The sequence below is a fragment of the Paraburkholderia sp. HC6.4b genome (assembly GCF_014200875.1).
Taxonomy (GTDB): domain Bacteria; phylum Pseudomonadota; class Gammaproteobacteria; order Burkholderiales; family Burkholderiaceae; genus Paraburkholderia; species Paraburkholderia tuberum.
Genome location: NZ_JACHDC010000002.1, coordinates 164833 through 179311, shown reverse-complemented (window position 1 = coordinate 179311; position 14479 = coordinate 164833). Strand labels below are relative to the sequence as shown.

The following is a 14479-nucleotide window of genomic DNA, read 5'->3' as shown; positions in this document are numbered from 1 at the left end:
GCCGTCGTGTGCGCTTTCGCCGGACAGGTTTTATCTTTCGGTTTGATCGCCCAAAGCGACCTGGGCGCGCGCACGTTTTCTTTTACCGACACAGGATGTACATGCAGATAGCAGGACTTGCCGCGACCCGCCTCGCGACGCTGACCAACGCGATGCAGGGCTATGTGGAGCGGGGCGAAGTGGCGGGGGTGGTGTCGCTCGTATGGCGGCGCGGCGAAATCGGCTACTTCGAACCGGCAGGCCTACGCGACGAAGCCGCGCAATTGCCGATGGAGCGCGACACGCTGTTTCGCATCGCGTCGATGACGAAGCCGGTGACGAGCGCCGCGATCATGATGCTGATCGAGGAAGACCGCCTCGCGCTCGATGCGCCCATCTCGCAGTGGCTGCCCGAGCTTGCCGCGCCGCGCGTGCTGCGTGACCCGACCGGCCCGCTCGACCAGACCGATCCGTTACGCGCGCCGATTACGGTGCTCGACCTGCTCACGCATCGCGCGGGCTTCGCGTATGACTTCACGGCAACGGGGCCGCTCGCCGAAGCCTACGCAGCCGCGTTCAACGGCTTCGAGGCGAGCGGCGGCAACAGCGCGTGCCTTGCGCGCATCGCCGCGTTGCCGCTGATGTTCCAGCCCGGCTCGCGCTGGCACTACGGCGTGGCGACCGACGTGCTCGGCGTGCTGATAGAACGCGTGAGCAGCATGACTCTTGGGGAATTTTTCCGCATGCGCATTTTCGCGCCTCTCGGCATGCGCGACACCGCGTTCTGGGTGCCCGACGCACAGCTTGCGCGCCTCGCCACCGCATACAACATCGATCCCGGCACGCGGCGACGTGTGGTCGAGGATCATGCGGCGGCGAGCCGCTGGGCCAATCCGCGACGCTTCCAGAGCGGCGGCGGCGGGTTGGTCTCGACCGCCGAGGATTATCTGCGATTCGCGCAACTGCTGCTCGGGCGCGGCCGCGTCGGCGACACGCGGCTGCTGTCGCATCGCTCGGTCGACCTGATGCGCAGCAATTTCCTGAGCCGCGACCAGCGCCGCCTGCCTGCCTTCGGTCACGTGATCTGGGCGGGTCAAGGCTTCGGCCTCGGCCTGTCGATCGTCGATGATCCGGCGCAGCAATTGCCGCTCGGCTACCGCTCGCTCGGCTCGTTCGGTTGGCCCGGCGCGTACGGCACGAGCTGGTTCGCCGATCCGGTCGAGAACATGATCGGCCTGATGCTGATCCAGCGCCGCTCGATCGACCCCTTCCCGATGGCCATCGACTTCGAACGCCGCGTCTACGATGCGATCGACGATTGAGCGGGGCCGCCGCGCATGCGCTCGGCCGCGCGATTCACTATCCTGTGATTTATTCGTCTGATAGTGTCCGCCAACCATTCATCGCGATTCATCGCAGTGCGTCCAACCGAGGGGGGAACACCGGCATGGCCTCTTACAAACAGCTGACTGCGCAACTCGAAAAACTCCACAAGGAAGTCGCAGCCGCGCGCGAAAAAGAAGTCTCGCAAGCTATCGCCGATATCAAGCAGAAGATTGCCGAATACGACCTGACCGCCGAAGAACTCGGCTTGACGAGCGCCTCGCCGAAGCCGCGCCGCAAGTCGTCGACGACGACGTCCGTCGCCAAGTACCGCAATCCGAAGACCGGCGAAACCTGGAGCGGCCGTGGGCGCTCGCCGGCCTGGCTCGTCGGCAAAAATCGCGAGCGGTTTCTGATCGAAGGTTGAGCTTCGTCGTGGGTGCCGATGCGTCCGTGTTCTCTGAAGTGATGCGTGGTTTGATCCGTGCCGCACCGTTGCAAAGGTCCCGAAAACGCTCACCTTTGCGTGACGCCTGAACGTATACGGCGATATTTACCGATGCATTCGAACCTCGCGGGATGCTTCGGTGAGCCAGGCTTTGTCGCGCGACGCACCTCCGCGGGTGCGAATCGCCATCGTGCCGCCCCGCCGCGCGCCGCTCGCCGAAAACCCGCGACAGCCTTTGCTGGCGGGCGTTTCCAGGCGTCGAGCCGGAACCTGTTCATAGCGGCGCGAAGCTTTATCGCCGTTTTCCCGCGCATCGCGTTGGTGGCGCCCGCGACCTGGCAGGTGCGTGCACGCGTTTCGCGATCCTCACCTTTGACCGCAAATCGATATTCGCCGCCGTAAGTCCCGAAAACGCTCACCTTTGCCAGAAGCATGCGCGGCGCGCCGACGCTCGCGCCGTCGCCCCGTCCGGCGCCGGGGCCCTTTCCGCCAGCCGTCGCGCCAGACGTGTATCATTCGCACCTTGCGCCGTTTTTGCGCCAGCGATTCCCGCATTGTCGAACGCTGGGTCGTGACCCGTTCGCCACCCGTTTTCGGACGCGGCGCGAGCGCCGGCCGATCCGGGCCCGCGCCCGATTCTCGCAGCCCGACGCCGCCGCGCCACGCGCGGCATACCGGCCGCCCACGGCCGCCGGGAACCGCCTGAACCCCTTTCCGTGACCGCCAGACCCGATGTCAGTCTCCGAACTCAAACGCCGCCGCACGTTCGCGGTCATTTCCCACCCGGACGCGGGTAAAACCACGCTCACCGAAAAACTGCTGCTGTTCTCGGGCGCGATCCAGATCGCCGGTACCGTGAAGGGCCGCAAGAGCAACCGCTACGCGACGTCCGACTGGATGGAAATCGAAAAGCAACGCGGCATTTCGGTCGCGAGCTCGGTGATGCAGTTCGAGTACGGCGATTGCGTGATCAACCTGCTCGACACGCCGGGCCACGAAGACTTCTCCGAGGACACCTACCGTGTGCTGACCGCGGTCGACGCCGCCGTGATGGTGATCGACGGCGCGAACGGCGTCGAAGCGCAGACGCTGAAGCTGCTGGAAGTCTGCCGCAGCCGCAAGACGCCGATCGTCACGTTCATCAACAAGCTCGACCGCGAAGTGCGCGAGCCGCTCGAACTGCTCGATGAGATCGAGCAGCACCTCGGCGTGGCGGCGGTGCCTTTCACATGGCCGATCGGCATGGGCAAGGATTTCCAGGGCGTCTACGACGTCCAGCGCGATCAGGTGCGCGTGTTCCGCGCCGGTCAGGACACGGCCGGCGGCGCGGTCGAAACGCTGCAGGCACTGAGCAACGAGGAAGGCGAGCGCCGTTTCGGCCACGCGTGGGTGCGTGCGAAGGAAGAAATCGATCTGATCAGCGGCGCGACGCCCGAGTTCGACCGTGAGCAGTTCCTCGCCGGCCAGCAGTCGCCGGTGCTGTTCGGTTCGGCGATCAACAACTTCGGCGTGAAGGAGATTCTCGACGCGCTGGTCGACCTCGCGCCGCCGCCGTCGATGCGCATGACCGTACAGCGTCCGGTGCAGCCGGAAGAGTCGAAGTTCACCGGCGTCGTGTTCAAGGTGCAGGCGAACATGGACCTCGCGCACCGCGACCGCGTCGCGTTCATCCGCGTGTGTTCGGGACGTTTCGAGCGCGGCATGGCGGTGAAGGTCACGCGCTCGAACAAGACGTTCCGCGCAAACAACGTGGTCACGTTCCTGTCGCAGCGTCGCGAGACGGTGAGCGAGGCGTATCCGGGCGACATCATCGGTATTCCGAACCACGGCACGCTGAGTCTCGGCGATACGCTGACCGAAGGCGAGCAGCTGCAGTTCGTCGGCCTGCCGTTCTTCGCGCCGGAAATTTTTCAGACCGTCGAAGTGGTCGATCCGATGCGCGCGAAGCAGCTCGGTGAAGCGCTGAAGCAGCTCGGCGAGGAAGGCGCGATCCAGGTGTTCCGTCCCGAAGCCGGCGGTCTGATGATTCTCGGCGCGGTCGGGCAACTGCAGTTCGAAGTGGTGTCGCACCGTCTGTCGACGGAATACAAGGTCGTCGTGCGCATGGCGCCGGCGCGTTACCGGCTCTCGCGCTGGGTGACCTGCGACGATGCGGCCGAACTGCGCCGCTTCACCGACTCGTACTCGGCGCGAATCGCGCTCGATGCGTCCGATGCGCCGACCTATCTGGCCTCGCACGTATCGGAGATCGAAGTCGCACAGAAGGCGTGGCCGAAGATCGTGTTCAACGAGTTGCGCGAGCACTCGGGGGCGCCGTTCAGAAAGGCAATGTAAAACCGCGAGTCCGCTGGTTTCGAAGCAAAAAAGCCGCGTCGTTCGACGCGGCTTTTTACTTTTCCGCCGCAACAACGTCCCGCGCCAGCGCGCGACTTCGCCTATGCTGACGGAACCACCCGCCTCGCCGCGAAGCCGGCTCCAATTCCTGTCCAACCGCATGGAGCGCCCGTGACCGTTCGCAACCTCGACGCCTTGTTTCGCCCGAAATCCGTCGCCGTGATCGGCGCGTCCGAGCGGCCGGGCAGCACCGGCGCGATGGTCTGGGCGCGTGTGCTGGAAGGCGGCTTCGACGGCCCGCTGTGGCCGGTCAATCCGAAACACGCGACGCTCGGCGTCCATCCGGTGATTGCCGACGTCGGCGATCTGCCGCAGGCGCCCACCGTCGCGGTGATCTGCACGCCGCCCGCGACGTGGCCCTCGCTGATCCATAAGCTCGGTGGCATGGGCACGCGCGCCGTAATCATCGTCGGCGAGGTGCGCAGCGATGAAGACCGGCTCGAACTGCGGCACGCGCTGTCGGCGGCGCGGCCGCATCTGTTGCGCATCGTCGGACCCGGCAGTCTCGGCGTGGTGTCGCCGGCGCTCGGCGCGCATCTGGGCGCGCCGTCGTGCACGGTCAAGGCGGGCGGCGTCGCGTGGGTGTCGCAGTCGAATGCGCTGACCAACGCAGTGCTCGGCTGGGCACGAGCGCGCGGGCTCGGTTTTTCGCACGCGGTGGCGCTCGGAGCGGAGGCCGACGTCGATGCCGGCGACGTGCTCGATTACCTCGCGAGCGACCCCGGCACCCGCGCGATCCTGCTCGAACTCGACAGCGTGCGGGCGGCGCGCAAGTTCATGTCGGCCGCGCGCGCGGCGGCGCGCAACAAGCCGGTGCTCGCGCTGCGCTCCGGCCGCGACGATCCCGCCGACGGTCTCTACACAGCGGCGTTCCGGCGCGCGGGCCTCGTGCGCGTCGACGCGCTCGACGATCTGCTCGACGAAATCGAAACGCTCGGCGTCGGCCGCGTGGCGGCGGGCGCCACCGCCACGCTGATCACTAGCGACCGCGGTCTCGCGACGCTCGCGCGCGACGCGTTCACCGCCGCCGGCGGCCTGCTCGCGCCGTGGCCGGCCGCGGCGTCGGACGCGCTGCGCGAGGCGCTGCCGCTCGCGGTCGGCGGCAATCCGCTGCTGCTCGGCGACGGCGCGCGTCCTGAGCACTTCGGCACCGCGCTGAAGCTGCTCGGCGAGTATCGCGAGACCGGCACCGCCGTCGTGGTGCACGCATCGACGCATGGCGCGCCCGTCGACGAAGTCGCGCAGGCGCTGATCGAGCATCAGCGCTTTGCGTATCGCGGGCTGCTCGCGTGCTTTTTCGGCGGTGTCGATGCGACGAGGCGCGACGCGCTGCATGCGCAGGGCATCCCGGTGCACACGACGCCGCAGCGGCTCGCGCGCGCCTTCGCCCGTCTGGTCGATTACCGGCTGGGCCGCGAACTGCTGATGCAAACGCCGGAAGGCCTGCCTGCGCAGATTCCCGAGTCGATCGACGCCGCCCAGGCGCAGGCTCGCGAAGCGGTGGCGGCGGGCGCGAGCGAGCTGGCCGGGGCGGCGGCGGCGCGGTTTCTGTCGCGGTTCGGGTTGCGGGTGGAGGGTGCGCAAGGAGGGGGCGCCCACGCGTCGGGCGCCGATGCCGACGGCGCCGCAAAACCCATCGTCGACGTCGCCGTCGAACTGCACGACGACGACAACTTCGGCCCCGTGTTCCGCTTCGCCGCACCGCCGATCGACGGCGTTTCCAGCGGGTTGCACGTGTACGGCCTGCCGCCGCTCAATCCGATGCTCGCGCGCGATATCGTCACGCGTTCGCACTACGCGAGGCTGGTCGCGCCGGAGCCGACGCTCGCGGCGTTGACGGCGGTGTCGCAGGCGGTTTGCGACGTGCGCGAGATCGTCGGCCTGTCGTTGAAGCTCAGGGTCTACCGGGACCGCGTGACGGTGGTCGAGCCCGTGTTGCGGCTCGGCGCGCAGCGCAGCCGTCTCGCGATCGTGCCGTATCCGCGCCGCTTCGAGGAAACGATCGACTGGCAGGGGATGCGTGTAACGGTGCGGCCGATTCGCCCCGAAGACGAAAATGCGCATCGCGAGTTCGTGCAGGCGATGACGCCGGAAGATTTGCGGCTGCGTTTTTTCGCTTCAGTCGGCGCGTTCGACCACTCGCAACTCGCGCGCATGACGCAGATCGACTACGACCGGGAAATGGCGCTGATCGCGACGGTCGACAACCAAGACGGCGTCGCGCAGACGCTCGGCGTGGTGCGTGCGGTGGCCGATCCCGACAACGAGACGGCCGAATTCGCGGTGACCGTGCGCTCGGATCAGAAAGGGCGGCGCCTCGGCCAGTTGCTGATGCAGCGGATCATCGCGTACGCGCGGGCGCGCGACACGCACTGGCTGATCGGTGAAGCGTTGCGCGAGAACACCGCGATGATCGCGCTCGCGAAGGCCAGCGGCTTCACGATCACGCGGACCGATGACCCCGGTGTGGTCGGCTTGCGGATGGCGCTCGACGAAACGGCGGGGGCGGACCCGAAGTCCGCCGCGCAGAACCAGCCGGCGCGTTGAGCGGCTGACGTCGCGAGCCGCTCAACGCATGGCTTCACCGCCTCACGCCGCCAGCTTCTGTGCCGCCTCATCGACCTGCGCGCGCGTGACCGACAGCTCGTCGAGCCATGCCTGCGCATACACGGCGCCGGTTTCGCGTTCGAGCCGCGCGATCGTCGCGGCGCAGCGGTTCGCGTCCTTCAGCGTCGAAATGAACGCTTTCACCGACTCACCGCCCGTGAACGCGTCGAACAGCGGCACGCGAATTTCGTCGGGCAGCGCACGGGTGGTCCATTGGTACGGCTTGCCGTTGAACGTCAGCGACGGCGGCAGCACGCGCTCCTTGCGCACGGCCGGAATCAGGCCGTAGGTGCGCGCCGCTTCGCCGATCTGCTCGGGCGAAAACAGCTCGTCGGGCGTGATGTGGAACTGCTGGATGAAGGTCTCGATGCTTTGCATCGCGGCGGCGCGGTCGTCGCGGCGCTTCTGCGCGTGGGCGACGATGTCGCGCAGTTCGTCGGCTTCTTCGGCGGTGATCGTGAAGCTCGACTGCTTCTGCTGGAGTTCGGAAAAACGCTGGAATTCGGAATCGGTCAGAAGTTTGGCCATTGCTCAATCGATGCGCGCGCATGAGCCCGTCATGCGGCGTTATTTTGGAAGGGCCGCCATTCTAAACCATGTGTGCGTGCGCGCCGCTGCGCAACTTACCGCGCAACTTACCGATCACGCCGCCTGCTCGCGGAACATCGACAGCGCCTGCACCGTGTCGCGCAGCAGCGTGGTGGCGGCTTCGAGCGTCGGCGCGACGTATTCGTCGATCCGCCGCAGATACGGGCAGGTCAGCACCGCGCTCGCCTGTCCCGACGGCGCGAGTATCGGGAACGTCACGTCGGTGACGCCGAAGGTCTGCTGGCTGTCCTTCTGCCAGAAGCCCGCCGCGCGGATGCGCTCGCAGGCCTCCTCCAGCGCGTCGAGATCGAGCGTCACTTCGCCCTTCACCTTCGTGTGCTCCGCCAGCATCTGCTGGCGCTGCTCGACGCTCTGGAACGCGAGCATCACGCGCCCCGAACCGGTGTCGATCAGGCCGACCCGCGAACCGAGCCGCACTGACATGCCCCATGTGCCCGGTCCGTCGACTTGCGCAATCACTAGCAGGTTGCCGCGGTCGTAGACGACGAGGTGGCAAGACTGCTCGGCCGCGTCGGCGAAACGCTGCATCAGCGGCAGCGCTTCTGCGATCAGCCGGTTCATTGGCGGATGACGGTGCGCGAGCGCGAACAGCTTCAGGCTCAGCGAGTAGCGGTCACCAGCCGCCGAGCGCACCACGTACTGGCGCGCGACGAGGCGTTCGAGCATCCGGTACATCTCGCTCGCGTTGCGGCCCAACTGCCGCGTGATTTCGGCGCGCGTGAGTCCTTCCTTCTGCTCGGACAGTAGCTCGAGAATGTCGAGGCCTTTATCCAGCGCGGGGGCGCGATAGCGGTCGTCGTCCTTGTCTTCGGCGTCCATCGTGAGGGTCCGGGAATTCCGTGTGGAGTTTTGATTATCTGGTGTGCGCGGGCGAGTGCGTAGCATTTCGCGAACTGGATGGCCTATGTCCAGGGAAAACCCAGGCATCCGCGCCGCGTAGTTTTCTTGACTTGGAAAAATTCGAATATGAATAATACGTTCATTGGTGAATGAATGCACTTCCCAAGCGGTGCGCGGAGTGTGACCGCCGCACTTCGCCGCCGCATGGTAAAAAGGCCAAAAATCTGGAGACACGCTCATGTCGGCATCGATCGTATCGAAAATCGGGCAGCGGCGCCGTATCGGCCGCGGCTCGTTGCAGGTGAGCGGACTGGGGCTCGGCACGGCGCCGCTCGGCGGCCTGTACCGCGACCTGTCCGACGAGGAGGCCCAAGCGACGATCGCCGCCGCCTGGGACGCGGGTGTGCGCTACTTCGACACCGCGCCGCATTACGGCAACACCAAGGCCGAGCATCGGCTCGGCGCCGCGCTGCGCCACTATCCGCGCGGCGAGTATGTGCTGTCGACCAAGGTCGGCCGCCGCTTCGTGCCGCGCACGTCACCGTTCGACGACCGCGAAGGCTGGCAGAATCCGCTGCCGTTCGAAGCGATCTACGACTACACGCACGACGGCATTCTGCGTTCGTTCGAGGACAGCCAGCAGCGCCTCGGCATCATCGATATCGACGTCCTGCTCGTGCATGACATCGGTCGCGTCACGCACGGCGACCAGCATCCGCACTACTGGCGGCAACTGACCGAAGGGGGCGGCTTCCGTGCGCTCGAGCGCCTGCGCTCGACGGGCGCAATCAAGGCGCTCGGCCTCGGCGTCAACGAGGGCGCGGTGATCCTCGACGCGATGGCCGAGTGCGATATCGATTGCGCGTTGCTCGCGGGCCGTTATACGCTGCTCGAGCAAACCACCCTCGAGGACCTGCTGCCCGCCTGCGAGGCGCGCGGCGTCAGCATCCTGCTCGGCGGCGCGTTCAATTCGGGCATTCTGGCGCGGGGCGTCGAAGGCGATCTGAAGTTCAATTACGGCGCCGCGCCGCCCGAGGTGATCGAGCGCGTCGCGCGTCTGGAGGCGGTATGCCGCGCGCATGACGTGCCGCTCGCCGCCGCCGCGTTGCAGTTTCCGTATGCGCACCCGACGGTCGCCACCGTGCTGACCGGCGCGCGTAGCGCCGACGAATTGCGCGAGAACGTCGCGTCGTTCGAGCTGCCGATCCCCGCGGCCTTGTGGTCCGCATTGCGCGACGCGGGCCTGCTCGACCCCCGTGCGCCCGCGCCCGAGGACTGATCCGACCATGCCGATCGACGCTCACCAGCACTACTGGGACCCCGCGCGGGGTGACTACGAGTGGCTGACGCCGGAACTGAAAATCCTCTACCGGCCGTTCGGGCCTGATGATCTGAAGCCGTTGCGCGAACAGGCCGGCATCGAGCGGACCGTGGTGGTGCAGGCCGCGCCGACGCTCGACGAAACCCGCTACCTGCTCGACATCGCGCGGCACGAGCCGTCGATCGCGGGCGTGGTCGGCTGGGTGCCGCTGTTGTTGGCGAACGCGCCCGATCTGATCGAGGTGCTCGCGCGCGAGCCGAAGTTCAAGGGCGTGCGGCCGATGCTTCAGGATCTGCCCGACGACGGCTGGATCGCCAACCCCGATCTCGCGCCGGCGATCGAGGCGCTGATCGCGCACGATCTCGCGTTCGATGCGCTGATCTACGCGCGTCACGTGCAATACGTCGAGATCTTCGCGCAGCGTTTTCCGGCGCTGCGCATGGTGGTCGATCATGGCGCGAAGCCGCCGATCCGCTACGGCCAGGCGGGCTACCCGGTATGGCGCGACGCGATCACGCGGCTCGCCGCGCTGCCGCAGGTGCACTGCAAGCTGTCGGGTCTCGCGACCGAGGCCTCGCCCGGCTGGACCGAGGACACGCTGCGGCCCTACGTCGAGCATCTGCTGAACACTTTCGGTCCCGCGCGGCTGATGTGGGGGAGCGACTGGCCGGTGCTCGAACTGAACGGCGACTATTTGCTCTGGCATTCGGTGGCGACCACGCTCGTCGCGTCGTTGAGCGACGCCGAGCGCGACGCCGTGTTCGGCGAGAACGCCGCCGCGTTTTATCGGCTTTGATTTCGTTAGCAGCCCATTCAACTGGAGTCGTAGATGACACAAAGACTGGCCGGCAAAACGGCCCTGATCACCGCAGCGGGACAAGGTATCGGTCTCGCCACCGCCGAACTGTTCGCGCGCGAAGGCGCGCGCGTGATCGCCACCGATATCCGCATCGACGGACTCGCCGGCAAGCCGGTCGAGGCGCGCAAGCTCGACGTGCTCGATGGCGCGGCGATCAAGGCGCTCGCCGCGGAAGTCGGCACGATCGACGTGCTGTTCAACTGCGCGGGCTTCGTACACTCGGGCAATATCCTCGAATGCAGCGAAGAGGACTGGGATTTCGCCTTCGACCTCAACGCGAAGGCCATGTACCGTATGATTCGCGCGTTCTTGCCGGCCATGCTGGAGAAAGGCGGCGGCTCGATCATCAACATGTCGTCGGCGGCGTCGAGCGTGAAGGGCGTGCCGAATCGCTTCGCGTACGGCGCGTCGAAGGCCGCGGTGGTCGGGCTGACGAAGTCCGTCGCTGCGGATTTCGTCACGCGTGGTGTACGCTGTAACGCGATTTGCCCGGGCACGGTGTCCTCGCCGTCGCTCGAACAGCGAATCGCCGCGCAGGCTCAGGCGCAGGGCGCGTCGCTCGATGCGGTGCAGGCCGCCTTCGTCGCGCGTCAGCCGATGGGCCGCATCGGCAAGCCGGAGGAGATCGCCGCGCTCGCGCTGTATCTCGCGTCCGACGAGTCGTCGTTCACGACGGGCCAACTCCATGTAATCGACGGCGGATGGTCGAACTGATTCTGATTGACTGACGAACCGAACACTACTGAACGTAAAGGGAAGTGCAACGATGAAACTGCTTCGTTATGGGCCGAAAGGCCAGGAAAAGCCGGGCCTGCTCGACGCGCAAGGCAAGATTCGCGATTTGTCGAAGGTGGTGGGCGATATCGACGGCGCTGGGCTCGGCGATGAAAGTCTCGCGAAACTGCGCGCGCTCGATCCGGCAACGCTCCCGGTCGTCGAAGGTAATCCGCGCGTTGGACCGTGCGTCGGCAAGATCGGCAAGTTCATCTGCATCGGCCTGAACTATGCGGATCACGCGGCGGAATCGAATCTGCCGGTACCGGCGGAACCGGTCATCTTCAACAAGTGGACGAGCGCGATCAGCGGCCCGAACGACGACATCGAAATCCCGCGCGGTTCGAAGAAGACCGACTGGGAAGTGGAACTCGGCGTCGTGATCGGCAAGGCGGCGAAGTATGTCGACGAAGCAAACGCGCTCGAGCACGTGGCCGGCTACTGCGTCGTCAACGACGTGTCGGAGCGCGAATGGCAGATCGAGCGCGGCGGCACGTGGGACAAGGGCAAGGGCTTCGACACGTTCGGCCCGATCGGCCCGTGGGTCGTCACGCGCGACGAAGTCGCCGATCCCCAGAACCTGAGCCTGTGGCTCGAAGTGGACGGCCATCGCTACCAGAACGGCAGCACGAAGACGATGATCTTCAGTGTCGCGAAGCTGGTGTCGTATGTGTCGCAGTGCATGAGCCTGCAGCCGGGCGACGTTATCTCGACCGGCACGCCGCCCGGCGTGGGCATGGGTGTGAAGCCGAACCCGGTGTTTCTGAAGGCGGGGCAGACGGTGCGTCTGGGTATCGAAGGGCTGGGCGAGCAGACGCAGAAGACTTACGCGGCGGAGTAACGCGCTTTCTCTTTCCGTCATATCGCTGTGAAATGAAAGGCCGTTCCTGTTTTGCGCAGGAGCGGCTTTTTTCATGGCGTCCCGGCTTTAAGCCCCCGCCTCTTGCTCCCCGTCCTCTCCAATCCGATTCACGGTCCCCTGCGCAACCGCCACTAGCTTCTCGCGATTCCCCTCCATCACGAACACGCTGCACCGGCAGGTCGCCTGATGCCTGCCCGCATAGACCACACTGGCGCGCGCGATCAGCGTGCCCTTCACTGCCGGGCGCAGATAATTGATCTTGTACTCACCGGTCACGACTCTCGGACCCAGCGACAGCGCGCCAGCGAACGTCAACGCATTGTCGGCGAGATAGCTGATGACGCCGCCATGTACGAAGCCATGCTGCTGCCGCAGTTCATCCCGAATCGGCAGACATAGGGTGAGCTCGTCGCTGCCGGCGTGCATCAGCTCCGCGCCTAGCAGCATGCTGAACGGCTGGGCGTGCAGTGCGCCGCGCGCCCGGTCGAGTAGGTCGGTCATCGTGGTTCCTTCGTGCAGGGGTCTGGGTAGTGCATCGGTGCAACAAAACATCCGCGCGGCGCGTGCCATGCGGTCCCTACCCACTCTAGGAAGTGCCGCTGCGCTGCGCAAGGTGATTCCTCGCGATGAGCGGCGCATTGTTGCGCAAAACAACCGCAATCGCGACGATCGACGGTGAAACCTGCACGTAGAGCGCTTTTTGCCGGAATTGGCCTCAAGCCGCCAATCGGCCTGCCGTTAACCCTGGTGTACCTCCGTTATCCTTTGTTCCCAGGTGTCCACGATGTTCAGCAAGATCAAGGTCGCATCCGGCCTGCTATGTGTTCTGGCCGCGTTCTGCGTCTTCCAGCTCGTCACGGTAGGGTTGGGCTTCTGGTCGCTGACACGCACGCACGACGACGTCGGCGATCTGTCGAACATCGCGCTGAAGCAGGTCGACGCGGTCAATCAGACGACGCAGCGCCTGATGGACGCGCGCATCAACCTGTCGCGTGCCGGCACGCGCATGGTGCGCGGGGGCACCGAGCCCACGGACATCGTGCAGCACGCTCGCGAACAGCTCGCCGCCGCCGATCAGTCTTTCGCGGCCTTCATGAGCGCGCAGAAGACCAGCGACGAAAACAGCGCGCGCGCCGCCGCGCTTGCCGAACGCTACAAGACGCTGCATGGCGCGCTCGCGGAGCTCGCGCAGTATCTCGACTCGAACAACATCCAGGCCTTCCTCGATCAGCCGACGCAGTCGTTTCAGGACGCCTATCTGGCGGAAGTGCACAACTTTGGGCAATTCGGCGACGCCGCGAGCCGCGCGTCGCTCGATTCGATCGATGCGCGCGTGGCGGCGTTTCGCATCGTCAGCGTGGCGATTTTGCTCGTGCTCGTCGCCGGCACGCTCGCCGTCTATACGGCGCTGCGCCGCGGCGTCGTGGCACCGCTCGAGGAAGCGGGCCGCCACTTCGAGCGCATCGCCCAAGGCCGTCTCGATCAACCGATCGCCGCACGCGGCAGCAACGAAATCGGCCGTCTGTTCTCGGGCCTCGCGACGATGCAGGCAAGCGTCGCACGCACCGTCAAGAGCGTGCGCGAGTCGGCCGACTCGATCCATCTTGGCGCCAACGAAATCGCGACCGGCAACGCCGATCTGTCGGCGCGCACCGAAAACCAGGCGGCATCGCTCGAGGAAACGGCATCGAGCATGGAGGAACTCACAGCGACCGTGCGCCAGAACGCCGATCATGCGCGCGAAGCCAATGCGCTCGCCGAGACCGCGCTTGACGCGACGTCGCGCGGCAGTGAAGTCGTCAATCAGGTGGTCGACAAGATGCGCGGCATCGCGCAGAGCTCGGACAAGATCGCCGAGATCATCTCGGTGATCGACGGCATCGCATTCCAAACCAACATCCTCGCGCTGAATGCCGCTGTCGAGGCGGCGCGCGCGGGCGAGCAGGGCCGCGGCTTCGCGGTCGTAGCCGGCGAAGTGCGCGGCCTCGCGCAACGCAGCGCGCAGTCGGCGAAGGAAATCAAGACGCTGATCAGCGAATCGGTCGCGGAGATTCAGGGCGGCTCGACGCTCGTCGAGCGCGCCGGCGAAGCGATGAGTCATGTGTCGGCGTCGATCTCGCGCGTCACGCAGATGATGGCCGAAATCAGCGCGTCGTCGCTCGAGCAGAGCACCGGCATCGAGCAGGTGAATCAGGCGGTCGTGCAGATGGACGAGATGACGCAGCAGAACGCGGCGCTCGTCGAGCAGGCCGCGGCGGCGGCGGCTTCGCTACATCAGCAAACCGAGCAATTGAAACAGGCGGTTTCCGTGTTCGAAATTTCTGAAAGTGTGTTGCGTACGCAACAGCGCGGAGCAATGTCCGTCGCAAACGCAGAATTCGCATTAACCGGAATGCATGCGCTTTAAAGCGGCGACGCTTGAAAACGGACGCAGAAATAGAAAATGGCCCGCGTAAAGCGAGC

At 66.0% G+C, this 14479-nt stretch carries 12 protein-coding genes; 9 read left to right on the top strand and 3 right to left on the bottom strand.

Features of this window, described 5'->3' with window-relative positions; all coding sequences use genetic code 11:
* Positions 1–101: 101 nt before the first annotated feature.
* The 4 genes from HDG34_RS03055 (at position 102) to HDG34_RS03040 (ending at position 6691) form a co-directional block, all read left to right on the top strand.
* Positions 102–1301, top strand: coding sequence for a serine hydrolase (locus HDG34_RS03055; RefSeq protein ID WP_184057610.1), 1200 nt, complete (start codon positions 102–104; stop codon positions 1299–1301).
* A 125-nt stretch (positions 1302–1426) separates the two neighbouring features.
* Positions 1427–1729, top strand: a complete 303-nt coding sequence (locus tag HDG34_RS03050) for an H-NS family nucleoid-associated regulatory protein (RefSeq protein WP_184057608.1) — start codon at positions 1427–1429, stop codon at positions 1727–1729.
* A gap of 753 nt (positions 1730–2482) precedes the next feature.
* Positions 2483–4084 (top strand): peptide chain release factor 3, encoded by a 1602-nt coding sequence (locus HDG34_RS03045; RefSeq protein WP_090808225.1) that lies wholly within the window; start codon positions 2483–2485, stop codon positions 4082–4084.
* A gap of 171 nt (positions 4085–4255) precedes the next feature.
* Complete coding sequence (locus HDG34_RS03040; protein ID WP_184057606.1) at positions 4256–6691, top strand: GNAT family N-acetyltransferase; 2436 nt, start codon at positions 4256–4258, stop codon at positions 6689–6691.
* 42 nt (positions 6692–6733) lie between these two features.
* Here the strand turns inward: HDG34_RS03040 and HDG34_RS03035 are convergent, their stop codons facing one another.
* Together HDG34_RS03035 and HDG34_RS03030 are read right to left on the bottom strand one after the other, a co-directional pair.
* Entirely contained in the window at positions 6734–7279 is a 546-nt protein-coding gene (locus HDG34_RS03035; protein WP_184057604.1) for a hypothetical protein, read from the bottom strand.
* Positions 7280–7393: 114 nt separating this feature from the next.
* On the bottom strand, positions 7394–8179 hold the full coding sequence (locus HDG34_RS03030; RefSeq protein WP_090808230.1) for an IclR family transcriptional regulator: 786 nt from the start codon (positions 8177–8179) through the stop codon (positions 7394–7396).
* A gap of 259 nt (positions 8180–8438) precedes the next feature.
* Here HDG34_RS03030 and HDG34_RS03025 point away from each other — a divergent pair, with 259 nt between their 5' ends.
* Genes HDG34_RS03025 through HDG34_RS03010 form a run of 4 tightly spaced genes read left to right on the top strand, consistent with a single transcriptional unit; the run spans position 8439 to position 11995 of the window.
* Entirely contained in the window at positions 8439–9479 is a 1041-nt protein-coding gene (locus HDG34_RS03025) for an aldo/keto reductase (protein ID WP_184057603.1), read from the top strand.
* Positions 9480–9486: 7 nt separating this feature from the next.
* A complete protein-coding gene (locus HDG34_RS03020; RefSeq protein ID WP_184057601.1) occupies positions 9487–10317 on the top strand; it encodes an amidohydrolase in 831 nt (276 codons plus the stop codon).
* 33 nt (positions 10318–10350) lie between these two features.
* The gene (locus tag HDG34_RS03015; protein WP_018424084.1) at positions 10351–11094 is read left to right on the top strand and encodes an SDR family oxidoreductase; all 744 of its coding nucleotides are present in this window, start codon (positions 10351–10353) and stop codon (positions 11092–11094) included.
* 52 nt (positions 11095–11146) lie between these two features.
* Entirely contained in the window at positions 11147–11995 is an 849-nt protein-coding gene (locus HDG34_RS03010) for an ureidoglycolate lyase (RefSeq protein ID WP_184057599.1), read from the top strand.
* Positions 11996–12082: 87 nt separating this feature from the next.
* Here HDG34_RS03010 and HDG34_RS03005 read toward each other — a convergent pair whose 3' ends face one another.
* Positions 12083–12517, bottom strand: a complete 435-nt coding sequence (locus tag HDG34_RS03005; protein WP_184057596.1) for a PaaI family thioesterase — start codon at positions 12515–12517, stop codon at positions 12083–12085.
* A gap of 283 nt (positions 12518–12800) precedes the next feature.
* Between HDG34_RS03005 and HDG34_RS03000 the strand changes: the two genes are divergently transcribed.
* Entirely contained in the window at positions 12801–14423 is a 1623-nt protein-coding gene (locus tag HDG34_RS03000; protein WP_184057594.1) for a methyl-accepting chemotaxis protein, read from the top strand.
* Positions 14424–14479: the final 56 nt, after the last annotated feature.